The organism is Pseudomonas sp. HMSC067G02 (assembly GCF_001813485.1).
Lineage (GTDB): Bacteria > Pseudomonadota > Gammaproteobacteria > Pseudomonadales > Pseudomonadaceae > Pseudomonas > Pseudomonas aeruginosa.
In genome coordinates this window covers 48,830-72,886 of sequence record NZ_KV812625.1, presented here as the reverse complement: position 1 = coordinate 72,886, position 24,057 = coordinate 48,830, and the positions used below count along the sequence as shown (strand labels likewise).

The 24,057-nt window shown below is 65.1% G+C and carries 16 protein-coding genes; 13 read left to right on the top strand and 3 right to left on the bottom strand.

Annotation, left to right across the window (positions count from 1 at the left end; all coding sequences use genetic code 11):
- Positions 1-4: 4 nt before the first annotated feature.
- Positions 5-1,768, bottom strand: coding sequence for an arginine--tRNA ligase (gene argS / locus HMPREF2914_RS02910; RefSeq protein WP_003110892.1), 1,764 nt, complete (start codon positions 1,766-1,768; stop codon positions 5-7).
- 248 nt (positions 1,769-2,016) lie between these two features.
- On the bottom strand, positions 2,017-4,236 hold the full coding sequence (locus HMPREF2914_RS02905) for a primosomal protein N' (RefSeq protein WP_022579991.1): 2,220 nt from the start codon (positions 4,234-4,236) through the stop codon (positions 2,017-2,019).
- A gap of 175 nt (positions 4,237-4,411) precedes the next feature.
- Here HMPREF2914_RS02905 and rpmE point away from each other — a divergent pair, with 175 nt between their 5' ends.
- The 4 genes from rpmE to HMPREF2914_RS02885 all read left to right on the top strand — a co-directional run bounded on the left by rpmE (position 4,412) and on the right by HMPREF2914_RS02885 (position 8,261).
- On the top strand, positions 4,412-4,627 hold the full coding sequence (rpmE, locus tag HMPREF2914_RS02900; RefSeq protein WP_003095846.1) for a 50S ribosomal protein L31: 216 nt from the start codon (positions 4,412-4,414) through the stop codon (positions 4,625-4,627).
- Between the two features lie 59 nt (positions 4,628-4,686).
- A complete protein-coding gene (locus tag HMPREF2914_RS02895; protein ID WP_003141789.1) occupies positions 4,687-5,454 on the top strand; it encodes a thermonuclease family protein in 768 nt (255 codons plus the stop codon).
- Positions 5,451-6,890, top strand: a complete 1,440-nt coding sequence (locus HMPREF2914_RS02890) for a M48 family metalloprotease (protein WP_003095844.1) — start codon at positions 5,451-5,453, stop codon at positions 6,888-6,890. The genes HMPREF2914_RS02895 and HMPREF2914_RS02890 overlap by 4 nt, the downstream gene beginning before the upstream one ends.
- A 102-nt stretch (positions 6,891-6,992) precedes the next feature.
- Positions 6,993-8,261, top strand: a complete 1,269-nt coding sequence (locus HMPREF2914_RS02885) for a malic enzyme (RefSeq protein WP_003095842.1) — start codon at positions 6,993-6,995, stop codon at positions 8,259-8,261.
- 95 nt (positions 8,262-8,356) lie between these two features.
- Here HMPREF2914_RS02885 and HMPREF2914_RS02880 read toward each other — a convergent pair whose 3' ends face one another.
- Positions 8,357-10,828, bottom strand: coding sequence for a penicillin-binding protein 1A (locus HMPREF2914_RS02880; RefSeq protein WP_023092706.1), 2,472 nt, complete (start codon positions 10,826-10,828; stop codon positions 8,357-8,359).
- A 184-nt stretch (positions 10,829-11,012) separates the two neighbouring features.
- Between HMPREF2914_RS02880 and pilM the strand changes: the two genes are divergently transcribed.
- The 9 genes from pilM (at position 11,013) to gltB (ending at position 24,030) form a co-directional block, all read left to right on the top strand.
- A complete protein-coding gene (gene pilM, locus HMPREF2914_RS02875) occupies positions 11,013-12,077 on the top strand; it encodes a type IV pilus assembly protein PilM (RefSeq protein WP_003110888.1) in 1,065 nt (354 codons plus the stop codon).
- A complete protein-coding gene (gene pilN, locus HMPREF2914_RS02870; RefSeq protein WP_003095839.1) occupies positions 12,077-12,673 on the top strand; it encodes a type 4a pilus biogenesis protein PilN in 597 nt (198 codons plus the stop codon). Before pilM ends, pilN begins: the two co-directional genes overlap by 1 nt.
- The gene (gene pilO, locus HMPREF2914_RS02865) at positions 12,670-13,293 is read left to right on the top strand and encodes a type 4a pilus biogenesis protein PilO (RefSeq protein ID WP_003103268.1); all 624 of its coding nucleotides are present in this window, start codon (positions 12,670-12,672) and stop codon (positions 13,291-13,293) included. The genes pilN and pilO overlap by 4 nt, the downstream gene beginning before the upstream one ends.
- On the top strand, positions 13,290-13,814 hold the full coding sequence (pilP, locus tag HMPREF2914_RS02860) for a type 4a pilus biogenesis lipoprotein PilP (protein ID WP_003095836.1): 525 nt from the start codon (positions 13,290-13,292) through the stop codon (positions 13,812-13,814). The genes pilO and pilP overlap by 4 nt, the downstream gene beginning before the upstream one ends.
- A 53-nt stretch (positions 13,815-13,867) precedes the next feature.
- Positions 13,868-16,012 carry a type 4a pilus secretin PilQ gene (gene pilQ, locus HMPREF2914_RS02855; protein WP_003095835.1) on the top strand — a complete coding sequence of 715 codons (2,145 nt, stop codon included), beginning with the start codon at positions 13,868-13,870 and terminating at the stop codon, positions 16,010-16,012.
- Between the two features lie 11 nt (positions 16,013-16,023).
- Positions 16,024-16,542: a shikimate kinase AroK gene (aroK, locus tag HMPREF2914_RS02850; RefSeq protein WP_003095833.1), complete on the top strand. Its 519-nt coding sequence runs from the start codon at positions 16,024-16,026 to the stop codon at positions 16,540-16,542.
- A gap of 49 nt (positions 16,543-16,591) precedes the next feature.
- A complete protein-coding gene (gene aroB, locus HMPREF2914_RS02845) occupies positions 16,592-17,698 on the top strand; it encodes a 3-dehydroquinate synthase (RefSeq protein ID WP_003107839.1) in 1,107 nt (368 codons plus the stop codon).
- A 6-nt stretch (positions 17,699-17,704) separates the two neighbouring features.
- A complete protein-coding gene (locus HMPREF2914_RS02840; protein ID WP_003141778.1) occupies positions 17,705-19,360 on the top strand; it encodes an AAA family ATPase in 1,656 nt (551 codons plus the stop codon).
- 224 nt (positions 19,361-19,584) lie between these two features.
- Complete coding sequence (gltB, locus tag HMPREF2914_RS02835) at positions 19,585-24,030, top strand: glutamate synthase large subunit (protein ID WP_023092705.1); 4,446 nt, start codon at positions 19,585-19,587, stop codon at positions 24,028-24,030.
- Positions 24,031-24,057: the final 27 nt, after the last annotated feature.

Here is a 24,057-nt window from a genome sequence, read left to right as displayed (position 1 = left end):
TCGATTACATGCGTTCCAGAGTCTTCAGACCGAGCAGCTCCAGGCCCTGTTCCAGGGTACGGCCGGTCAGCGCGGCGAGACGCAGGCGGCTGTCCTTCTGCGCCGGGTCCTCGGCGGTGAGGATCGGGCAGTGCTCGTAGAAACTGGAGAACAGCCCGGCCAACTCGTACAGGTAGGCGCAGAGCAGGTGCGGCACGCCCTTGAGCGCGACGTTGTTGATCAGGTCGCCGAACTGCGCCAGTTGTGCGGCCAGGGCCAGCTCCTGGGGCTGCTCGAGGACGATCTTCCCGCCCAGTTGCTCGCGGCCCTGGCCGAGCTTGCGGAAGACGCTGGCCACGCGGGTGCAGGCGTAGAGCAGGTAGGGTGCGGTGTTGCCTTCGAAGCTGAGCATCAGTTCGAAGTTGAAGCTGTAGTCGCTGGTGCGGTGCTTGGACAGGTCGGCGTACTTCACCGAGTCGATCCCCACCACCCGGCCGATCTCGCGCAGCTGGACCTCGTCGAACGGCTCCTCGCCACGCTCGGCGCGCTGCTCGTTGCGTTCCTTGACCAGCGCATAGGCGCGGCTCTCGGCCTCTTCCAGCAGGTCGATCAGCTTCACCGTACCGCCGTCGCGGGTCTTGAACGGACGGCCGTCGGCGCCGTTCATGGTACCGAAGCCCATGTGCTCCAGCTCCATGCCGGCCGGAACGAAACCGGCGCGCCGCGCCACTTCGAAGACCTGCTGGAAGTGCAGGGCCTGGCGCTGGTCGACGAAGTACAGCACGCGGTCGGCGTGCAGCACGTTGTGCCGATAACGCATGGCGGCGAGGTCGGTGGTGGCGTAGAGGTAGCCGCCGCCGGCCTTCTGCACGATCACCGGGAGTGGATTGCCCTCGGCGTTCTTGAACTCTTCGAGGAAGACGCACAACGCGCCGTTGTCTTCGGTGAGCAGGCCCTTGGCGGTCAGGTCGGCGACCACCTGGGCGAGGTCGTCGTTGTAGGCGCTCTCGCCCATGACGTCGGCCATGCTCAGCTTCACGCCGAGACGGTCGTAGACCTTCTGGCAGTGCGACAGGGAAATCTCGTTGAAGCGGGTCCACAGGCGCAGGCAGTCGGGGTCGCCGGCCTGCAGCTTGACCACCAGTTCGCGGGCGCGGTCGGCGAATTCGGGAGACTCGTCGAAGCGTTTCTTCGCCGCGCGGTAGAAGACCTCCAGGTCGTGCAGCTCGGCCTCGGCGTCGACCGGTTGCTCTTCCAGGTAGGCGAGCAGCATGCCGAACTGGGTGCCCCAGTCGCCGACGTGGTTCTGCCGGATCACCGTGTCGCCGAGGAACTCGAGGACGCGCGCGACGGCGTCGCCGATGATGGTCGAGCGCAGGTGCCCGACGTGCATTTCCTTGGCCAGGTTCGGCGAGGACAGGTCGATCACCACGCGCTGCGCCGGGCCTGCCTTGCGCACGCCGAGACGTTCGTCGGCGAGGGCGCGGTCGAGGCTGGCGGCGAGCCAGACGTGATCCTGGAAGAAGTTGAGGAAGCCGGGGCCGGCGATCTCCACCTTGGCCAGTTGCTCGTGGGCGGGGATTGCCTCGACCAGCCTGGCGGCCAGGTCGCGCGGCTTCATCCCGGCCGGCTTGGCCAGCATCATGGCGATGTTGCTGGCGAAATCGCCGTGGCTACGGTCCTTGGTGTTCTCCACCTGGATGTCCGGGGTCAGGCCGGCGGGCAGGGTGCCGTCCGCGGTCAGTTGGTCGAGGGCTTGCTGGATCAGCTGGCGAATCGTGTCTTTCATCGTTCTCTCCGTGCTCGCGGGCAGAGGGGCGGCGCGCGACGGTCGGGCAGGGGAAGGGCCGGCGGATGCGGCGCTCCGAAGTTCACTCCCCGCGATGTGCGCGGGGTGGCCGGTCGAGGCTCAGAACCGCGCATTATCCGTGGGCGGACAGGCGTTGCCAACCGTTGCGGCGATTAGCCGACAGTTTGCGCCGGACATCGCGGATTCCGGCTGACCCCAGTCAAGCGGGGCGTCTTCCTGGAAGGCGCTCAGAACAGGTCGATCGGATCGATATCGAGCGACCAGCGCACCTGGCGCCCGCCGGGCAACTGTTCGAGGCTCTGCAGCCAGGGTGTCAGCAGGCGATGCAGCGGCGCCCGGCTCATGCACTGCAGCAGCAGTTGCGCGCGGTGCTTGCCGGCACGCCGCTCCATGGGCGCGGGCACCGGCCCGAGCAGTTCCACCTCCGGTCCGCCCATCTGCTCGAGCAATTGCTCGGCGGCACTGCAGGCGCTGTCGAGGAAGGCTTCCGCCTGGCCCGGCTTGTGCGCTTCGGCGCGCAGCAGGGCGAGGTGGGCGAAGGGCGGCAGGCCGGCGGCGCGGCGTTCGCTGAGGGCCTGTTCGGCAAAGGCGAAGTAGCCGTCCTCGGTGAGCTGGACCAGCAGCGGGTGATCGGCCAGGTGGGTCTGGATCAGTACCCGCCCGGGCTCCTCGGCGCGTCCTGCGCGGCCGGCGACCTGGACGATCTGCTGGGCCATGCGTTCGCTGGCGCGGAAGTCGGCGGAAAACAGGCCGCCATCGGCATCGAGGATCGCCACCAGGGTGACCCGTGGGAAGTGGTGCCCCTTGGCGAGCATCTGGGTGCCGACCAGGATGCATGGCTCACCGCTGTTGATGGTGGCGAAGAGGTCGCGCATGGCGTGCTTGCGCGAGGTGCTGTCGCGGTCGATGCGCAGCACCGGATGGTTCGGGAAGAGAATCCGCAGGCGTTCCTCGGCGCGCTCGGTGCCGGCGCCTAGCGGACGCAGGTCGAGCTTGCCGCACTGCGGGCAGTTCATCGGCGGCCGCTGGCGGTGGTCGCAGTGGTGGCAGCGCAACTCGCCGCTGCCCTGGTGCACGGTCATCCGCGCGTCGCAGCGCGGGCATTGGCTGATCCAGCCGCAGTCGTGGCAAAGCAGGGTCGGAGCGAAGCCGCGGCGATTGAGGAATACCAGGACCTGCTGGCCGGCCGCCAGGGTATCGCCGATGGCCTGTTGCAGCGGACGGGAAAGGCCGGCGTCGAGCGGCATGCTCTTCACGTCGAGGCGGATGAACTTCGGCGGGTGCGCGCCACCGGCGCGCTGGGTCAGGCGCAGCAGGCCGTAGCGGCCGGCCTGGGCGTTGTGCAGGCTTTCCAGGGCGGGCGTGGCCGAACCGAGCAGGATCGGCACATTCTCCAGGCGCGCGCGTACCAGTGCCAGGTCGCGGGCGTGGTAGCGCAGGCCGTCCTGCTGTTTATAGGAGGCGTCGTGTTCCTCGTCGACGATGATCAGTCCCGGCCGCTTCAGCGGCGTGAACAGTGCCGAGCGGGTGCCGATGACGATGTCGGCCTCGCCATCCCGGGCGGCGAGCCAGGCATCGAGGCGCTCGCGGTCGGTCAGGGCCGAATGCAGCAGGGCGATGCGCGCGTTGAAGCGGCGTTCGAAACGCGCCAGGGTCTGCGGGCCCAGGTTGATCTCGGGAATCAGCACCAGGGCCTGGCGGCCTGCGGCCAGGGTTTCGCGGATCAGTTGCAGGTAGACCTCGGTCTTGCCGCTGCCGGTGACCCCGGCCAGCAGGAAGCAATGGAAACCGCCGTGGCTGGCGCGAACCGCCTCGAAGGCGGCGCGCTGCTCGGGGTTCAGCGGCAACTCCGCCTGGGCCAGCCAGCCGCCTTCGCGCGGCGGGGTGCTGTGGCGCCGCACCTCCAGTTCGACCAGGCCTTTTTCCTTGAGCAGGTCGAGGCTGTCCTTGTTTATTTCCAATTGGTTCAGCAACTCATGGGAAACCCCGTGCGGATGCTGCTTGAGAATCGCCAGGGCCTGGCGCTGGCGCGGCGCCCGGGCCAGGCGCGGATCGTCGAGGCTGGATTGCGCGGCGGCATGCCAGAAGCGCTGCTGGCGCGCCTCGGCCGGCTCGCCCTGGCGCAACAGGTTGGGCAGCGCCCAGGACAGGGTGTCGCCGAGGCTGTGCTGGTAGTACTGGGCGGTCCAGCGACAGAGTTCGAGCAGGTGCGCCGGCATCGGCGGCTTGGCGTCGAGTACCCTGAGGGCAGGCTTGAGCTTGTCTTCGGGTACTTCGGAACGGTCCGTCACCTCTATCAGAACGCCAACCAGCTCCCGGCGCCCGAACGGCAGCAGCAGGCGAATCCCCGGCTGTAGGGCGCTGCGCGGAATGCCGCGGGGCGCGCGGTAGTCGAACAGGCGGCGGAGTGGCGAAGGCAGGGCTAGGCGTAGGATCAGGTCTGACACTCAGCGGCTTCCGGGGATGAAGGAAACGAGGACTGGGCCGGCGATGTTAGCAGACGACCGGCGGGCGGGGTCGCTTGCATAGATGAATCGGTCTGGTATGATCCACGCCCTTAATTACGTGCGGTGCCTGGTAAACGCGCTGGGTGGCGGCACACAACGCCTCGAGGATTGAATCATGAAAGCGGACATCCATCCGACTTACGAAGCTATCGAAGCTACCTGCAGCTGCGGTAACGTCATCAAGACCCGTTCCACCCTGTGCAAGCCGATCCACCTGGACGTGTGCTCCGAATGCCACCCGTTCTACACCGGCAAGCAGAAGGTGCTGGACACCGGCGGCCGTATCGACCGCTTCAAGCAGCGTTTCGGCGTATTCGGCGCCACCAAGTAAGCCGCTTGCCGCGAACGCGCGCAATGCTACTTGTCGCTGTACCGAGAAAGGCGTCCCTGGTGGGCGCCTTTTTCATGTCCGTGGTTTCCGCCTTCGCCGGTGCGGCGGAGGCCTGCCGGCCTACCGGTGCCTTGCAGAACGTCGAGGTGGCGCGGGTGGTGGACGGCGATACCGTGCGCCTGCGCGATGGCCGCAGCGTGCGGCTGATCGGTATCAATGCGCCTGAACTGGCGCACAACGGCCGCACCACCGAGCCCTTCGCCGAAGCCGCGAAGCAGCGGCTGCAGGCGCTGGTATCGGCCAGCGACGGGCGTCTCGCGCTGCAGCCGGGCCGCCAGGCCCGCGATCACTACGGGAGGACCCTGGCGCACCTGTTCGATGCCAGCGGCGCCAACCTCGAGGCGCGCCTGCTCGGCGAGGGCCTGGGCTACCTGGTGGCGGTCGCGCCGAACACCGAGCTGACGGCCTGTCAGCAAACGGCGGAACGTGCCGCGCGTTCGGCTAATCTGGGTGTATGGAAGCGTTCGCCGGTGCTTTCGCTCGATCGACTGGCGCAGAGCGGCTTCGCCGTGGTCCGCGGGCGGGTGCTCGAGGTCGAACGCAACCGGGGCGGTATCTGGCTGGAGATGGACGGTCCGCTGGTCCTGCGGATCGAGCCGAAGGTGCTCAAGGCGTTCGATGCGAAACGGGTGATGCAGATGGCGGGACGTTCGCTGGAAGTGCGTGGCTGGGTGGTCGATCGTTCCCGCCGTGGCGCTGTGCCGGCCGGCAAGGCGCGCTGGCAGATGTCGGTGACCGATCCGGCGATGCTGGAATGGTTGCCATGAAGACCGCCTGGCTCCTGCTGCTGTTGCTGGGAGTCGGCGCTCTGGGCGGCTGCGCGGTGAACCCGGCCACCGGCAAGAGCGATTTCGTGATGATGAGCGAGCAGCAGGAACTCGGCATGGGCGCTCGCTACAACCAGGAAATCCTCAAGCAGTTCCCCCGCTACAACGATGAAAAGCTCCAGGCCTACGTGCAACGGGTAGGCGAGCGGGTCGCCCGCAGCAGCCACCGCAGCAACCTGCAATATCATTTCACCGTCATCGATTCGCCGGACATCAACGCCTTCGCCCTGCCGGGCGGCTACATCTATATCCATCGCGGACTGATCGCCTACCTTGGCTCCGAGGCCGAACTGGCCGCGGTGCTCGGTCATGAGGTCGGCCATGTCACGGCGCGCCACAGCGTGCGCCAGCAGAGTCAGGCCAGCGCCTGGAACATCCTTGGCCAGGCGGTGGCGATCGGCACCGGGGTCGGCGCCGCCGGCGACCTGGCCAACGTGCTCGGCACGGCCTTCGTCCGCGGCTACGGGCGTGACATGGAACTGGAGGCCGATGGTCTCGGCGCCCAGTACCTGGCCCGCGCCGGCTACGATCCGACGGCGATGATCCAGGTGGTGCGGGTGCTGAAGAACCAGGAGGACTTCGCTCGCGAAGAGGCCGCGCGTAATGGCCAGGCGGTACAGGCCGGCGGCTACCACGGGTTGTTCGATACCCATCCGGACAACGACCGGCGCCTGCAGGAAGTGGTCGGCCCGGCCCGGCAGCTGGCCAACGGACAGCAGGAAGTGGGGCGCGAGGTCTTTCTTCGCCATCTGGAAGGCATGCCGTTCGGCGACTCGGCATCGGCCGGGGTGCGTCGCGGGCAGAACTTCTACCATGCCGAGCTGGACTTCACCCTGAGCTATCCGGCGGGCTGGAAGATCCTCAACCAGCCCAGCGCCCTGCTTGGCTATCCGGCGGACGAGCAGTCGTTCATCGGCATGAAGCTGGTGCCCCATGATTCCCGCCTGACGCCCGCGGAGTTCCTGCGCAAGAACGCCGGGCAACGGCTGGCCCAGGAAGAGTCGCTGAAGCAGGCCGGGCTGAACGGCTACACGGCGGTGGTGCCAGGCAACCCGGCGCGACGGGTTGCTGTGATCTACCAGGGCGACCGCGCCTACCTGTTCGTCGGCGTGGTCAAGGTCGGTTCCCTGGAGACCCAGGACGACCGCTTCCTCAGCGTGATCCGCAGCTTCCGTCCGCTGCGCGACAAGGAGCGGGCCCTGGCGCAGCCGCGACGCCTGCATCTGGTGCAGGTCAAGGCGGGGCAGACGCTGGAGCAATTGGCGGCTGGCGGCGAGGGGTCATTGAGTGACTCCGTGGCTCGTCTGCGTCTGCTGAATGACCTTTATCCGAGCGGTGAACCCCGTCCGGGCGATTGGCTTAAAGTCGTACGCTAGAGGTCTTGACAGCCGGGTCCTGACGATCTTGTGGGGCGTCGTCTTCTTGCGTATGCTCGGTCGCCCCGTCTGTCCAACAAGCAATAAAGCGGAAGTGCCCAAATGTCCGATCTTAAAACCGCTGCCCTCGAATATCACGCACAACCCCGTCCGGGAAAACTGAGTGTCGAGCTGACCAAACCCACCGCTACCGCCCGGGACCTGTCCCTGGCCTACAGCCCGGGTGTCGCCGAGCCGGTGCGTGAAATCGCCCGCGATGCCGAGCTGGCCTACCAGTACACCGGCAAGGGCAACCTGGTGGCAGTGATTTCCGACGGCACCGCGATTCTCGGCCTGGGTAACCTCGGCCCGCTGGCCTCCAAGCCGGTGATGGAAGGCAAGGGTGTGCTGTTCAAGCGCTTCGCCGGCATCGACGTGTTCGACATCGAGGTCGACGCCGAGAGCCCGCAGGCTTTCATCGATACCGTCAAGCGTATTTCCATCACCTTCGGCGGTATCAACCTCGAGGACATCAAGGCTCCCGAGTGTTTCGAGATCGAGCGCGCGCTGATCGAACAGTGCGACATCCCGGTGTTCCACGATGACCAGCACGGCACCGCCATCGTTACCGCGGCGGGCATGCTCAACGCGCTGGAACTGGCCGGCAAGAAGCTGGAAGAAGCGAAGATCGTCTGCCTCGGCGCCGGCGCTGCCGCCATCTCCTGCATGAAGCTGCTGGTGAGCATGGGCGCCAAGGTCGAGAACATCTACATGATCGACCGCAAGGGCGTGATCCACGCCGGTCGCGACGATCTGAACCAGTACAAGTCGGTGTTCGCCACCGAGACCGACAAGCGTACCCTGGCCGACGCCCTGGAGGGCGCCGACGTGTTCGTCGGCCTGTCCGGCGCCAACCTGCTGGAGCCGGAAGACCTCAAGCGCATGGCGCCGAACCCGATCGTGTTCGCCTGCTCGAACCCGGACCCGGAGATCAAGCCGGAACTGGCCCATGCCACCCGCAACGACGTGATCATGGCTACCGGACGTTCCGACTATCCGAACCAGGTCAACAACGTGCTCGGTTTCCCCTTCATCTTCCGCGGTGCCCTGGACGTACGTGCCACGCGCATCAACGAAGAGATGAAGATCGCCGCCGCCCTGGCCCTGCGCGACCTGGCCAAGCAGCCGGTCCCGGAGGACGTCTGCGCCGCCTATGGCGTGGACAAGCTGGAATTCGGCCGCGAGTACATCATTCCGAAGCCGATGGACAAGCGCCTGATCACCGTGGTTTCCGATGCCGTGGCCAAGGCTGCCATCGAGACCGGCGTGGCTACCCTGCCGTATCCGAAGAACTATCCGCTGAAATCGGTGGACGAAGTCTTCAACGGCTGATCGATCCGCCGGATAAAAAGAAACCCCGCCTTGGCGGGGTTTCTTTTTGCCTGCGCCTCGCGCTCCGTCGTCGTCGACGAAGCGCAGGCGCCGGTTCAGAACAGGTCGATCGGCGCGCCTTCGTCATCCGGCAGCGGGCTGCCAGGGAAGCTGCCCGGCGGCAGTTCGTTGACCGAGGGCGGGGTGTCCTCGTTCTTGAACATCTCGAAATAGGCGCCGGGAGTGCCCGGCGCGGCCGAACGGCCGGTTACCGGGTCGATGCGCAGGCTGACGATGCCTGGCGGCTCGGCCATGGTGTGCATCGGCTTGTCCTTGAGGGCGAAGCCCATGTACCTGATCCAGATCGGTAGCGCGACGGTACCGCCGTACTCGCGGCGACCCAGGGTCTCCGGCTGGTCGAAGCCGACCCAGACGCTGGTCACGTAGTCGGAGTTGTAGCCGGAGAACCAGCCATCCTTGGAATCGTTGGTGGTGCCGGTCTTGCCGGCCAGGTCGGTGCGCTTCAGCGCCAGGGCGCGGCGCCCGGTACCGCGCTTGATCACGTCCTGCAGCATGCTGGTCATGATATAGGCGGTACGGGCATCGATGATCCGCTCGGCCGGGGTCGGCTCGAAGGTGGTCTGGGCCTTGGCGGCGACTTGCTGGGCTTCGATCGAACCTTCGCCTTCGGCGCTCTCCGGATGCTCGGGGTCGCCAGGATTCCCGGCGTCTTCCGCATCCGGCGCAGCGACCTGTTCTTCCACCGGCACGCGGGGCGGATTGGCCTGGTACAGCACCTGTCCGTCGCGGCTCTCGATGCGTTCGATGACGTACGGATTGACCTTGTAGCCGCCGTTGGCGAATACGCTCCAGGCGCCGGCGATTTCCATCGGTGTGACTGTCGCGGTACCCAGGGCCAGGGAGAAGTTGCGCGGCAGTTCGTCGCGCTGGAAGCCGAACTTGGTGATGTAGCTGATCGCCCGCTCGATGCCCAGGCCCTGCAGGACGCGGATCGAGACCATGTTGCGGGACTTGTACAGGGCTTCGCGCAGCGGGATCGGGCCGAGGAAGGTGTTGGTGTCGTTCTTCGGTCGCCAGACCTTGTCCAGGTACTCGTCGACGAACACGATCGGCGCATCGTTGACCAGGCTGGCGGCGGTGAAACCATTGTCCAGGGCCGCGCTGTAGATGAACGGCTTGAAACTGGAGCCCGGCTGGCGCTTGGCTTGGATCGCGCGGTTGTAGTTGCTCTGCTCGAAGGAGAAGCCGCCGACCAGCGAGCGGATCGCCCCGTCCTTCGGGTCCAGGGAGATCAGCGCGCTCTGTGCGGCGGGAACCTGTACGAAGCGCAGGGTGCCGTCTTCCTGGCGCTGCACGCGGATCTGGTCGCCGGCCTGGGCCACGTCGGCGGGCTGGCGCGGCATCGGGCCCATGCTGTTGTTGCTGAGGAAGGGGCGTGCCCATTTCATGCTGTCCCAGGTCACGGCTTCTTCCTTGCCGTCGCGGGTCATCACCATGATCCCGCTCTTTTCCACCTGGGTGACGATCGCCGGCTCCAGGCCGCCGATGCTGCGTTGCTGGCCCAGGTGCTTGAGCCAGGCGTCGCGGGTCTGGCCCGGTAGGCGGGTCTCCGGGCCGCGGTAGCCGTGGCGCTGGTCATAGTCGATGAGGCCGTCGCGGACCGATTGGCTGGCGGCGTTCTGCAGGTCGCTGCGGACCGTGGTGATGACCTTGTAGCCCTCGGTATAGGCCTCGCTGCCGTAGCGGCCGACCATCTCGGCACGGGCCATCTCGGCGATGTAGGGCGCATTCAGTTCGGGGGTCTGCACGTGGTAGGAGGCGTTGATCGGCTCCTCGACGGCGGCCTGGTAGCGCTGCTGGTCGATGAAGCCGAGCTTGAGCATGCGCTCGAGGATCCAGTTGCGCCGCTCCGTACTGCGGGTCGGGTTGACCAGCGGGTTGTAGCGCGAGGGCGCTTTCGGCAGGCCGGCGATCATCGCCATCTCGGCCAGGCTCAAGTCTTTGATCGGCTTGCCGTAATAGACCTGTGCGGCAGCCTCGATGCCATAGGCACGGTTGCCCAGGTAGATCTTGTTGACGTAGAGCTGGAGGATCTCGTCCTTGGTCAGCTGTCGCTCGATCTGCAGGGCCAGGAGGATTTCATTGATCTTTCGCGAGAAGCTTCTTTCATTGGTAAGGAAGTAGTTCTTCGCTACCTGCATGGTGATGGTGCTGCCGCCAGTCTGGATGTGACCGCTTTTCAATAATTGCGCGGCGGCGCGCATTAGGCTTTTCACATCGACGCCATAATGGTTGGCGAAATTGTCGTCCTCGGCGGACAGCAGGGCATGGATGAAGTCCTGCGGGATGTCGGCGAAGCGGATCGGCGTCCGGCGCATCTCGCCGAACTCGGAGATCAGCTTGCCGTCCTCGCTGTAGACCTTGAGGGGGATCTGCAGTTGGACGTTACGCAGAGCTTCCACCGAGGGCAGGCTGGGACTCAGATAGAGATAGGCGCCGCTGAAACTGAGCAGCACTCCACAAATCAGGGTGACGCAAGTCCACCACAGGAACTTCAGCAGGCGCATGGGTAGATTCGGATTTCCAGGAAAAAGAAAGAGTTAAGCGAATAGGACAGGAAAAAGGCAAAAGCTGTTCACATTATAAGCAATTTTTCTGTGACCTAGCCATTTGCCTGGCCTTCGGCTCTGGTATCTAATGTGAAAAAAGAAGAATCGTTCGTAAGTATTGAACGCTAATAGGGAATTGGTCGTGCTAGGGCTCATAAAGAAGAAAGCGAACACCTTGCTGGGGATCGACATCAGCTCGACCTCGGTAAAGCTCCTTGAGTTGAGCCGCTCCGGAGGCCGCTACAAAGTGGAGGCCTATGCCGTCGAGCCGCTTCCGCCGAATGCAGTCGTGGAAAAGAACATCGTCGAGCTGGAAGGGGTCGGCCAGGCGTTGTCACGGGTGCTGGTCAAGGCGAAAACCAACCTGAAGTCGGCCGTGGTCGCCGTCGCCGGTTCGGCGGTGATCACCAAGACCATCGAGATGGAGGCCGGGCTTTCCGAGGATGAACTGGAAAACCAGCTGAAGATCGAGGCCGACCAGTACATCCCCTATCCGCTGGAGGAAGTCGCCATCGACTTCGAGGTCCAGGGACTCTCCGCGCGCAATCCCGAGCGCGTGGACGTACTCCTGGCCGCCTGTCGGAAAGAGAACGTCGAGGTTCGCGAAGCGGCCCTGGCGCTGGCCGGCCTGACCGCCAAGGTGGTCGACGTCGAGGCCTACGCGCTGGAGCGCTCCTATGCGCTGCTGAGCAGCCAGCTGGGTGCCGACACCGACCAGTTGACCGTGGCGGTAGTGGACATCGGCGCGACCATGACCACCCTGAGCGTCCTGCACAACGGACGCACCATCTATACCCGCGAACAGCTGTTCGGCGGTCGCCAGCTCACCGAGGAGATCCAGCGGCGTTACGGACTCTCGGTGGAGGAAGCCGGTCTCGCCAAGAAGCAGGGCGGTCTTCCGGATGACTACGACAGCGAAGTTCTGCGTCCGTTCAAGGACGCCGTGGTGCAGCAGGTTTCCCGCTCGCTGCAGTTCTTCTTCGCCGCCGGACAGTTCAACGACGTCGACTACATCGTCCTGGCGGGCGGTACGGCGTCTATCCAGGATCTCGATCGGTTGATCCAGCAGAAGATCGGCACCCCGACCCTGGTCGCCAACCCGTTCGCCGACATGGCGCTGAACGGCAAGGTGAATGCCGGCGCCCTGGCCAGCGACGCTCCGGCGTTGATGATCGCCTGCGGCCTGGCGTTGAGGAGTTTCGACTGATGGCACGGATCAACCTTCTACCCTGGCGCGAAGAGCTGCGCGAGCAGCGCAAGCAGCAGTTCCTAGTGATTCTTGGCGGCGTCCTGGTGGCATCGGCTGCGCTGGTATTCCTTGGCGACCAGTACTTCACCGCGGCCATCGAGAACCAGAACGCCCGCAACGACTTCCTGCGCAAGGAAATCGTCGTACTCGACGCCCGGATCAAGGAAATCAGCGAACTGAAGTCGCGGCGCCAGCAATTGCTCGAGCGGATGAAGATCATCCAGGACCTGCAGGGCAACCGTCCCATCATCGGACGGGTGTTCGACCAGCTCGTGCGGACCTTGCCCGACGGCGTGTATTTCACCGACCTGAAGATGACCGGCAAGAACATCGCCATCGCCGGCGCGGCCGAGTCCAACAACCGCGTTTCCAATCTCATGCGCAACATGGACGCGTCCGAGTGGCTGACCGCCCCGACCCTGAACGAGGTCAAGGCGGTGACCCAGGGCGCGGTGGACCAGGCCAACGTGTTCCAACTGACCGTGCAGCAGACGCAGCCCGGCGAGGAAGACGCCAAGGCGAAGCATGGGGTTGCGCAAGGAGCCAAGAAATGAGTCTGGCCAGTTCCCTGGAAAGTCTGCGCAAGATCGATATCAACGATCTCGACCTGAACAACATCGGTTCCTGGCCGGCGGCGGTCAAGGTCATCGTCTGCGTGCTGCTGACCGCGGCGGTCCTGGCGCTGGGCTACAACTTCCATCTGAGTGACATGCAGGCTCAGCTCGAACAGCAGGCCGCGGAAGAGGAGACGCTCAAGCAGCAGTTCTCCACCAAGGCCTTCCAGGCCGCGAACCTGGAAGCCTACAAGGCACAGATGAAGGAGATGGAAGAGTCCTTCGGCGCCTTGCTGCGGCAGTTGCCCAGCGACACCGAGGTACCCGGGCTGCTCGAGGACATCACTCGTACCGGCCTGGGCAGCGGCCTTGAGTTCGAGGAAATCAAGCTGCTTCCCGAGGTTGCCCAGCAGTTCTACATCGAGCTGCCGATCCAGATCAGCGTGGTCGGCGGCTACCACGACCTGGCGACCTTCGTCAGCGGCGTGTCCAGCCTGCCGCGGATCGTCACCCTGCATGACTTCGAGATCAAGCCGGTCGCGCCCGGCAGCACGTCCAAGCTGCGCATGAGCATCCTGGCCAAGACCTATCGCTACAACGACAAGGGGCTGAAGAAATGAGAGCCCGCCTGATTCTGAGCAGCCTGCTGCTCGCCAGCCTGGCCGGATGCGGCGGCGGTTCCGATTTCGCCGATCTGCAGTCCTACATGGACGAGGTTCGCGCCCGACCCAAGGGCACCATCGAGCCGTTGCCGAAGTTCCAGCCGTACGAGGCCTTCACCTATAGCGCCGCGTCGCTACGCAGCCCGTTCCAGCCGCCGGTGAAGATCGACCTGACCGTGCGGCAGAAGGGCAACAAGGTGATCAAGCCCGATGAGACGCGGGTCAAGCAGTTCCTGGAAGGCTTCAACATCGAGACCTTCGAGATGGTCGGCACCCTGTCCAACGCCCAGGGCACCTTCGCCCTGGTGAAGGGCGCGGGTGGCGTGCACCGGGTGAGGGTCGGGGACTACCTGGGGCGCAACGACGGCAAGGTCGTCGGCATCAGCGAAGGAAAAATAGACGTGATCGAAATCGTTCCTGACGGAGAGGGGAACTGGCTGGAGCGTCCGCGCAGCCTGACTCTCAAGGAACGCTCCTGAGGGCGGGGAAAAACATGCATAACCAACAGCAGTCTGTACAACGGAGTCGGACGATGAACAGTGGCCTCTCGCGCCTCGGGATCGCTTTGCTGGCCGCCATGTTCGCGCCGGCATTGCTCGCCGCGGACCTGGAGAAACTCGACGTGGCGGCACTGCCTGGCGACCGGGTCGAGCTAAAGCTGCAGTTCGACGAGCCCGTCGCCGCGCCGCGTGGCTATACCATCGAGCAGCCGGCGCGAATCGCCCTCGATCTGCCGGGGGTGCAGAACAAACTCGGCACCAAGAATCGCGAGCTGAGCGTGGGCAATACGCGCAGCGTCACGGTGGTCGAGGCGAAGGATCGCACACGGTTGATCATCAACCTGACCACGCTGTCGTCCTACACCACCCGGGTGGAAGGCAACAACCTCTTCGTGGTGGTCGGCAATTCGCCGGCCGGCGCCAGCGTCGCTTCCGCCGCTCCGGTCAAGGCAAGCCCGGCTCCGGCCAGCTATGCCCAGCCGATCAAGCCCAAGCCGTACGTGCCGGCGGGTCGTGCCATCCGCAACATCGATTTCCAGCGTGGCGAAAAGGGCGAGGGCAACGTGGTCATCGACCTGTCCGACCCGACCTTGAGCCCGGATATTCAAGAACAGGGCGGCAAGATCCGCCTGGACTTCGCCAAGACCCAGCTGCCGGATGCGCTGCGGGTTCGCCTGGACGTCAAGGACTTCGCCACGCCGGTGCAGTTCGTCAACGCCAGCGCGCAATCCGACCGTACCAGCATCACCATCGAACCGAGCGGGCTCTACGACTATCTGGTCTACCAGACCGACAATCGCCTGACCGTCAGCATCAAGCCGATGACCACGGAAGACGCCGAGCGGCGCAAGAAGGACAATTTCGCCTATACCGGTGAGAAACTGTCGCTGAACTTCCAGGACATCGACGTGCGTTCGGTACTGCAGCTGATCGCCGACTTCACCGACCTGAACCTGGTGGCCTCGGATACCGTGCAGGGCAATATCACCCTGCGCCTGCAGAACGTGCCGTGGGACCAGGCGCTGGACCTGGTGCTGAAGACCAAGGGCCTGGACAAGCGCAAGCTCGGCAACGTGCTGCTGGTGGCCCCGGCCGACGAGATCGCCGCCCGTGAGCGCCAGGAGCTGGAAGCGCAGAAGCAGATCGCCGAGTTGGCGCCACTGCGTCGGGAACTGATCCAGGTGAACTACGCCAAGGCCGCGGACATCGCCAAGCTGTTCCAGTCGGTGACCAGCGATGGTGGCCAGGAAGGCAAGGAAGGCGGGCGCGGCTCGATCACCGTCGACGACCGCACCAACAGCATCATCGCCTATCAGCCCCAGGAGCGACTGGACGAACTGCGGCGGATCGTTTCGCAGCTGGATATTCCGGTGCGCCAGGTGATGATCGAGGCACGCATCGTCGAGGCCAACGTCGGTTACGACAAGAGCCTCGGTGTGCGCTGGGGCGGCGCTTATCACAAGGGCAACTGGAACGGCTACGGCAAGGACGGCAATATCGGGATCAAGGACGAGGACGGCATGAACTGCGGCCCGATCGCCGGCAACTGTACTTTCCCCACCACGGGAACCAGCAAGTCGCCGTCGCCGTTCGTCGACATCGGCGCCAAGGATGCCACTTCCGGGATCGGCATCGGCTTCATCACCGACAACATCATCCTCGACCTGCAACTGTCGGCGATGGAAAAGACCGGCAACGGCGAGATCGTCTCCCAGCCCAAGGTCGTGACCTCGGACAAGGAAACCGCGAAGATCCTCAAGGGCCAGGAAGTACCCTACCAGGAGGCCAGCTCCAGCGGCGCTACCAGCACCTCGTTCAAGGAGGCCGCGCTGTCCCTCGAGGTGACCCCGCAGATCACCCCGGACAACCGGATCATCGTCGAAGTGAAGGTGACCAAGGATGCGCCGGACTTCGATCGCGCACTGAACGGCGTACCGCCGATCAACAAGAACGAGGTCAACGCCAAGATCCTGGTCAACGACGGCGAGACCATCGTCATCGGCGGCGTGTTCAGCAACACCCAGAGCAAGTCGGTGGACAAGGTGCCGTTCCTCGGCGACCTGCCTTACCTGGGGCGGCTGTTCCGGCGCGATACGGTCTCGGACGTGAAAAACGAACTTCTGGTTTTCCTGACACCGCGGATCATGAATAATCAGGCCATCGCAATCGGTCGCTGATATCGAACAACGTGGTCAACCTGATCCTCGTCGGCCCGATGGGTGCTGGAAAGAGCACCATCGGGCGCCTGCTCGCCAAGGAGCTGCATCTCGCGTTCAAGGACTCCGACAAGGAGATCGAACAGCGGTGCGGCGCGAATATCCCATGGATCTTCGATGTCGAGGGCGAGGTCGGTTTCCGCGAGCGCGAGCAGGCCATGCTCACCGAACTCTGCGCCGCCGACGGCATGGTGATCGCCACCGGCGGCGGGGCGGTGATGCGCGACGGTAACCGCCAGGTGCTGCGCGCCGGTGGCCGGGTTGTGTACCTGCATGCCTCGGTCGAGCACCAGATCGCGCGCACGGCGCGGGACCGCAACCGCCCCTTGTTGCAGAAGCCCAACCCGGGACAGATCCTCCGCGACCTGATGGCGCTGCGCGACCCGCTCTACCGCGAAATCGCCGATGTGGTGGTGGAGACCGACGAAAGGCCGCCGCGCCTGGTCGTCCAGGAAATTCTCGAACGCCTGCGCAAGTTGCCGCCCCGCTGAGGCGCGGCGAATTGCGTTATCCTATTGCCCTTTCCTGTCTGGGGGCCTCATGCGCACACTTCACGTCGATCTAGGCGAGCGTAGCTATCCCATTTACATCGGTGAAAACCTGCTGGGCGACGCCCGCTGGTTCGCGCCGCATATCGTCGGTCGCCGGGTCGCGGTGATCAGCAACGAAACGGTCGCTCCTCTCTATCTGGAAACCCTGCTCAAGGCACTGCAAGGCCACGAGGTCACCCCTGTGGTGCTGCCCGACGGCGAGGCCTACAAGCAGTGGGAAACCCTGCAACTGATCTTCGATGCCCTGCTGAAGGAGCGGCATGACCGCAAGACTACCCTGATCGCCCTGGGCGGCGGCGTCATCGGTGACATGGCCGGTTTCGCCGCGGCCTGCTACCAGCGTGGGGTCAACTTCATCCAGGTGCCGACCACCCTGTTGTCCCAGGTCGACTCCTCGGTGGGCGGCAAGACCGGGATCAACCATCCGTTGGGCAAGAACATGATCGGTGCGTTCTACCAGCCCCAGGCGGTGGTCATCGACACCGCGTCGCTGAAGACGCTGCCGTCCCGCGAGCTGTCCGCCGGGCTGGCGGAGGTGATCAAGTACGGTTTCATTTGCGACGAACCGTTCATCACCTGGCTGGAAGAGCACATGGATGCCTTGCTGGCACTGGAGCCGACCGTTGTCACCGAGGCCATCGAGCGCTCTTGCGCGGCGAAGGCCCGCGTGGTGGGCGCCGACGAGCGCGAGTCGGGCGTGCGTGCCACGCTGAACCTCGGCCATACCTTCGGTCACGCGATCGAGACCCAGCAAGGTTACGGCGTCTGGTTGCACGGCGAAGCGGTAGGGGCGGGAACCGTGATGGCACTCGAGATGTCGCATCGGTTGGGTTGGCTGAGCGCCGCCGAGCGCGATCGCGGTATCCGTCTGCTGCGCCGGGCTGGCCTGCCCGTGGTACCGCCGGCCGAGATGACGGCGGAAGATTTTATGGAACACATGGCCGTCGACAAGAAAGTGCTCGATGGCCGCCTGCGTCTGGTTTTGCTGCAAGGACTGGGGAATGCCGTGGTCACCGGCGATTTTCCCCGTGAGATCTTGGACGCGACCCTGCGCACCGACTATCGGGCCTTGGCCGACCAGCTTGGAGATGAATGAGGTCCCATGACCAGCTTGCATGCCGATGAGGCCTTCCTGGGCCACTACCAATTCAGTCACGACCCGTTCGCGCCGCGCGTTCCGGGTTTCAAGTTCTTCCCGGCGCAGCGCAAGCCGGTGCTCGGCCAGTTGCACCATCTGGCCCGCTACAGCCAGCTCCTGCTGCTGGTCACCGGGCCCCTGGGCAGCGGCAAGACCCTGCTGCGCCAGGCGCTGGTGGCCAGCACCAACAAGGATGCGGTCCTCAGCGTGGTGATCTCGGCGCGCACCGCCGCCGACGAGACTTCGTTGCTGCGCCAGGTGGCGCAGGGCCTGAGCATCAACCAGGCGAGCCTGGAGGCGATCCTGACCAAGGTGGCGCAGCTGGCGATCACCGGGCAGGACGTCTACCTGATGGTGGACGATGCCGAGCAGCTCCAGGACAGCGCGCTGGAAGTGCTGTTGCTGCTGGCTTCCGGCACCAACGAGGGACGCCTGCATGTATTCCTGTTCGGTGAGCCGTCGTTGCTGCCGCGCCTGGAGGTGTTTTCCGAGGGTGAGGAGCGCTTCCATGCCATCGAGTTGCAGCCATACAGCGAAGAGGAAACCCGCGACTACCTGGCCCAGCGTCTCGAGGGCGCCGGGCAGGGCATCGAGCTGATTTCCAACGACCTGCTGGTGGACATCCACGAGCAGTCGGAAGGCTGGCCGGGAGCGATCAACCAGGTCGCCCGCGATGCCCTGATCGAAGCGATGCTGGCCAATCGTGGCGCAGCGCGCAAGGCAACCGGAGGGTCTTTCAACTTGCCCAAGAAGCATCTGGTGATTCTTGCGGTCGTGGCCATCGGCGTGATCGCCGCCTGGTTCATGCAAGGCAAGAGCAAGCCGGAGGCGCCGCAGACCGCCTCTACCGAATTGTCCATGAATGGCGCTACGCCGGCCCAGGCCCAGCAGCCGGGCAGCGGCCCGGCCGTGGAGTTCAACGGCTCCAGCCAGCCGTTGCCGCTACCGTTGGTCGGCGAGTCGCAGCCGGTCATTCGCGAGCCGCTGGCCCAGGCCGCCGGGCAAGGTGGCGACGACGAAGGCGGCCTGCCGTCCGCCGCGGTGCCGCCTACCGTTTCCAGCTCGGCTCCTCCGGTGACGCCGCTGGCCAACAACGGCGTCACGCCGATGCATCCGGTGCCGCCGGCGCCGACCGAACCGACCGCGCCTGCGGCGACCCCGACTCCGGCGCAGACCCCGGCACCGGCCGCGCCGGTCGCCAGCGCCCCGGCCAGCAAGCCGGCCCCGGCCCCCGCTCCGGCCAAGCCGGCGGCGAGCAAGCCGGCCACCACCGCCGCGGCGAAGCCGGCCCCGGCTCCGGCCGCCAAGCCGGCCAGCGGTGGCGGTGCGGGAAGCCAGTGGTATCGCAACCAGTCTGGTGGTAACTTCGCCCTGCAGATCCTCGGTACCGGCTCCGAAGCCAATGCCCAGGCGTTCATTCGCCAGCAGGGCGGCGGCGATTTCCGCTACTTCAAGAAAACCCTGCAAGGCAAGCCGTTCTACGTCGTCACCTATGGCAGCTTCCCGAATCGTGCCGCCGCCCTGGCCGCAGTGAAAAAACTGCCGTCCAAGGTGCAGGCCGGCAAGCCGTGGCCGCGTACCTTCGCCAGCATCCAGCAGGAGATCGGCCAGGCGCATTGATCCGACCTGCCGTCGCCTTTTGACGAAACTCGCTAGTCGTTAGCATGACCGGCGGGTTTCGTCTTTCATTTTGGCGACATTGAATTTCATTTTCTCGCCGCAAAATTTGTGAGGCCTTGTGCACCTATGTACAATGGCCTCCCTTTGCCTGTCGAAAACTCGCCGCATGAGCGGGTGACAGGCGAAGTAGATGACTAAAAAAGTTTTGCCGGTGAGAGTTCCTTATGAAAGCAGGTCTGTACCATCCTGAAACGTTCAAGGATAACTGCGGATTTGGCCTGATCGCCCATATGCAGGGCGAGCCGAGCCATCAACTTCTGCAAACCGCAATCGAAGCACTGACCTGCATGACCCACCGCGGTGGGATCAATGCCGATGGCAAGACCGGGGACGGCTGCGGGCTGCTGATCCAGAAGCCCGACCTGTTCCTGCGTGCCGTCGCCAGGGAAGCCTTTTCTGTCGACCTGCCCGAGCAATACGCGGTGGGCATGGTGTTCTTCAACCAGGACCCGGTGAAAGCCGAGGCGGCACGCGAGAACATGAATCGCGAGATCGTCGCCGCCGGACTGGAGCTGGTCGGCTGGCGCAAGGTGCCGATCGATACCAGCGTTCTCGGCCGCCTGGCGCTGGAGCGCCTGCCGCAGATCGAACAGGTGTTCATCGGCGGCGCCGGCCTGAGCGACCAGGACTTCGCCATCAAGCTGTTCAGCGCACGGCGCCGCTCGTCGGTGGCCAACGCCGCCGACAGCGACCACTACATCTGCAGCTTTTCGCACAAGACCATCATCTATAAGGGCCTGATGATGCCGGCCGACCTGGCCGCCTTCTATCCGGACCTTGGCGACGAGCGCCTGCAGACCGCGATCTGCGTATTCCACCAGCGCTTCTCCACCAACACCCTGCCGAAATGGCCGCTGGCGCAGCCTTTCCGCTTCCTCGCCCACAACGGCGAGATCAACACCATCACCGGCAACCGCAACTGGGCCCAGGCGCGGCGGACCAAGTTCACCAACGAACTGATCCCCGACCTGGAAGAGCTAGGCCCGCTGGTGAACCGCGTCGGCTCCGACTCGTCGAGCATGGACAACATGCTCGAACTGATGGTCACCGGCGGCATGGACCTGTTCCGCGGCCTGCGCATGATCATCCCGCCGGCCTGGCAGAACGTCGAGACCATGGACGCCGACCTGCGCGCGTTCTACGAGTACAACTCGCTGCACATGGAGCCCTGGGATGGCCCCGCCGGCGTCGTGCTGACCGACGGTCGCTATGCCGTCTGCCTGCTCGACCGCAATGGCCTGCGCCCGTCGCGCTGGGTCACCACGAAGAACGGCTACATCACCCTGGCCTCGGAGATCGGCGTCTGGGACTACAAGCCCGAGGACGTCATCGCCAAGGGTCGCGTCGGTCCGGGGCAGATCCTCGCGGTGGACACCGAGACCGGCCAGGTCCTGCACAGCGACGACATCGACAACCGCCTGAAGTCGCGCCATCCCTACAAGCAATGGCTGCGGCAGAATGCCCTGCGCATCCAGGCGACCCTGGACGACGACCATGGCGTGGCCAGCTACGACGCCGACCAGCTCAAGCAATTCATGAAGATGTTCCAGGTCACCTTCGAGGAGCGTGACCAGGTGCTGCGTCCGCTCGGCGAGCAGGGCCAGGAAGCGGTGGGCTCCATGGGCGACGATACGCCGATGGCGATCCTCTCCCGGCGCATCCGCTCTCCGTACGATTACTTCCGCCAGCAATTCGCCCAGGTCACCAACCCGCCGATCGACCCGCTGCGCGAAGCCATCGTGATGTCCCTGGAAACCTGCCTGGGCGTCGAGCAGAACATCTTCGAGGAAGCCCCGCACCATGCCAACCAGGCGATCCTCACCACTCCGGTGATCTCGCCGGCGAAGTGGCGGACCATCATGACCCTGGACCGCCCGGGCTTCGACCGCCACTTCATCGACCTCAACTACGACGAGTCGATGGGCCTGGAGGCCGCGGTGCGCAACATCGCCGACCAGGCCGAGGAAGCCGTGCGCGGCGGCAAGGTGCTGCTGATCCTCAGCGACCGCCATATCGCTCCCGGCAAACTGCCGGTGCATGCTGCCCTGGCTGTCGGCGCGGTGCACCACCGTCTGGTGCAGACCGGGCTGCGCTGCGACTCCAACATCCTGGTGGAGACCGCCACCGCCCGCGATCCGCACCATTTCGCGGTGCTGATCGGCTTCGGCGCCTCGGCGGTCTATCCGTTCCTCGCCTACGAGGTGCTGGCCGACCTGATCCGCACCGGTGAAGTGCTGGGCGATCTCTACGAGGTGTTCAAGTACTACCGCAAGGGGATCTCCAAGGGCCTGATGAAGATTCTCTCGAAGATGGGCATCTCCACCGTCGCGTCCTACCGTGGCGCGCAGCTGTTCGAGGCGGTGGGCCTGTCCGACGAGGTCACCGGCCTGTGCTTCACCGGAGTCGCCAGCCGCATCCAGGGTGCGCGCTTCGTCGATATCGAGAACGAGCAGAAGCTCCTGGCCGCCGAGGCCTGGAGCAACCGCAAGCCGATCCAGCAGGGCGGCTTGCTGAAGTTCGTCTATGGCGGCGAATACCACGCCTACAACCCGGATGTGGTGAATACCCTGCAGGCTGCCGTGCAGCAGGGCGACTACGAGAAGTTCAAGGAATACACCGCGCTGGTGGACCAGCGCCCGGTGTCGATGATCCGCGACCTGTTGCAGGTGAAGACCGCCGCGCAGCCGCTGGCGCTCGACGAGGTGGAGCCGCTGGAAGCCATCTTCAAGCGCTTCGATGCCGCCGGGATTTCCCTCGGCGCGCTGTCGCCGGAGGCCCACGAGGCGCTGGCCGAGGCGATGAACACCCTGGGCGGTCGCTCCAACTCCGGCGAGGGCGGCGAGGACCCGGCGCGCTACGGCACGCTGAAGAGTTCGAAGATCAAGCAGGTGGCTACCGGCCGCTTCGGCGTGACCCCGGAATACCTGGTCAACGCCGAGGTCCTGCAGATCAAGGTGGCCCAGGGCGCCAAGCCCGGCGAGGGCGGCCAGTTGCCGGGCGGCAAGGTCAACGGCCTGATCGCCCGCCTGCGCTATGCGGTGCCCGGCGTGACCCTGATCTCGCCGCCGCCGCACCACGACATCTACTCCATCGAAGACCTGGCGCAACTGATCTTCGACCTCAAGCAGGTCAACCCGCAGGCGCTGGTATCGGTGAAGCTGGTATCCGAGCCTGGCGTCGGCACCATCGCCGCCGGCGTGGCCAAGGCCTATGCGGACTTGATCACCATCTCCGGCTACGACGGCGGTACCGGCGCCTCGCCGATCACCTCGATCAAGTACGCCGGCTCGCCCTGGGAACTGGGCCTGGCGGAAACCCACCAGACCCTGCGCGGCAACGACCTGCGCGGCAAGGTCCGGGTGCAGACCGATGGCGGCCTGAAGACCGGCCTGGACGTGATCAAGGCGGCCATCCTCGGCGCCGAGAGCTTCGGCTTCGGCACCGCGCCGATGATCGCCCTGGGCTGCAAGTACCTGCGCATCTGCCACCTGAACAACTGCGCCACCGGCGTGGCGACGCAGAACGACAAGCTGCGCAAGGACCACTTCATCGGCACCACCGCGATGGTGATCAACTTCTTCACCTTCATCGCCACGGAAACCCGCGAGTGGCTGGCGCGCCTCGGCGTGCGCAGCCTGGGCGAACTGATCGGCCGCACCGACCTGCTGGAGATCCTCCCCGGCGAGACCGCCAAGCAGCAGAACCTGGATCTCGCTCCGTTGCTGGGCAGTGACCTGATCCCGGCCGACAAGCCGCAGTTCTGCGAGGTGGAGAAAAACCCGCCGTTCGACCAGGGCCTGCTGGCCGAGAAGATGGTCGAGCTGTCGAAGGCCGCCATCGAAGGCCTGAGCGGCGGCGAGTACGAGCTGGACATCTGCAACTGCGACCGATCCATCGGCGCGCGGGTATCCGGCGAGATCGCCCGCCTGCACGGCAACCAGGGCATGGCCAAGACGCCGGTGGTGTTCCGTTTCAAGGGCACCGCGGGACAGAGCTTCGGCGTGTGGAACGCCGGTGGCCTGCACCTGTACCTGGAAGGCGACGCCAACGACTACGTGGGCAAGGGCATGACTGGCGGCAAGCTGGTCATCACCCCGCCCAAGGGCAGCCCGTTCAAGACCCAGGAATCGGCCATCGTCGGCAACACCTGCCTGTACGGCGCCACCGGCGGCAAGCTGTTCGCCGCCGGAACCGCCGGCGAGCGCTTCGCCGTGCGCAACTCCGGTTCCCATGCGGTGGTGGAAGGCACCGGCGACCACTGCTGCGAATACATGACCGGCGGTTTCGTCTGCGTGCTGGGCAAGACCGGCTACAACTTCGGCTCCGGCATGACCGGGGGCTTCGCCTACGTCCTCGACATGGACAACACTTTCGTCGACCGCGTGAACCACGAGCTGGTGGAAATCCAGCGGATCAGCGGCGAGGCGATGGAGGCCTATCGCAGCCACCTGCGCAAGGTTCTGGTCGAGTACGTGAACGAAACGGCAAGCGAGTGGGGCGCGAACATCCTGGAAAACCTGGATGACTACCTGCGTCGGTTCTGGCTGGTGAAACCGAAGGCGGCCAGCCTCGGTTCGCTGCTGACCAGCACCCGTGCCAACCCGCAATAAGCGCCCGAAGTTGTGATGAGGTTTCGA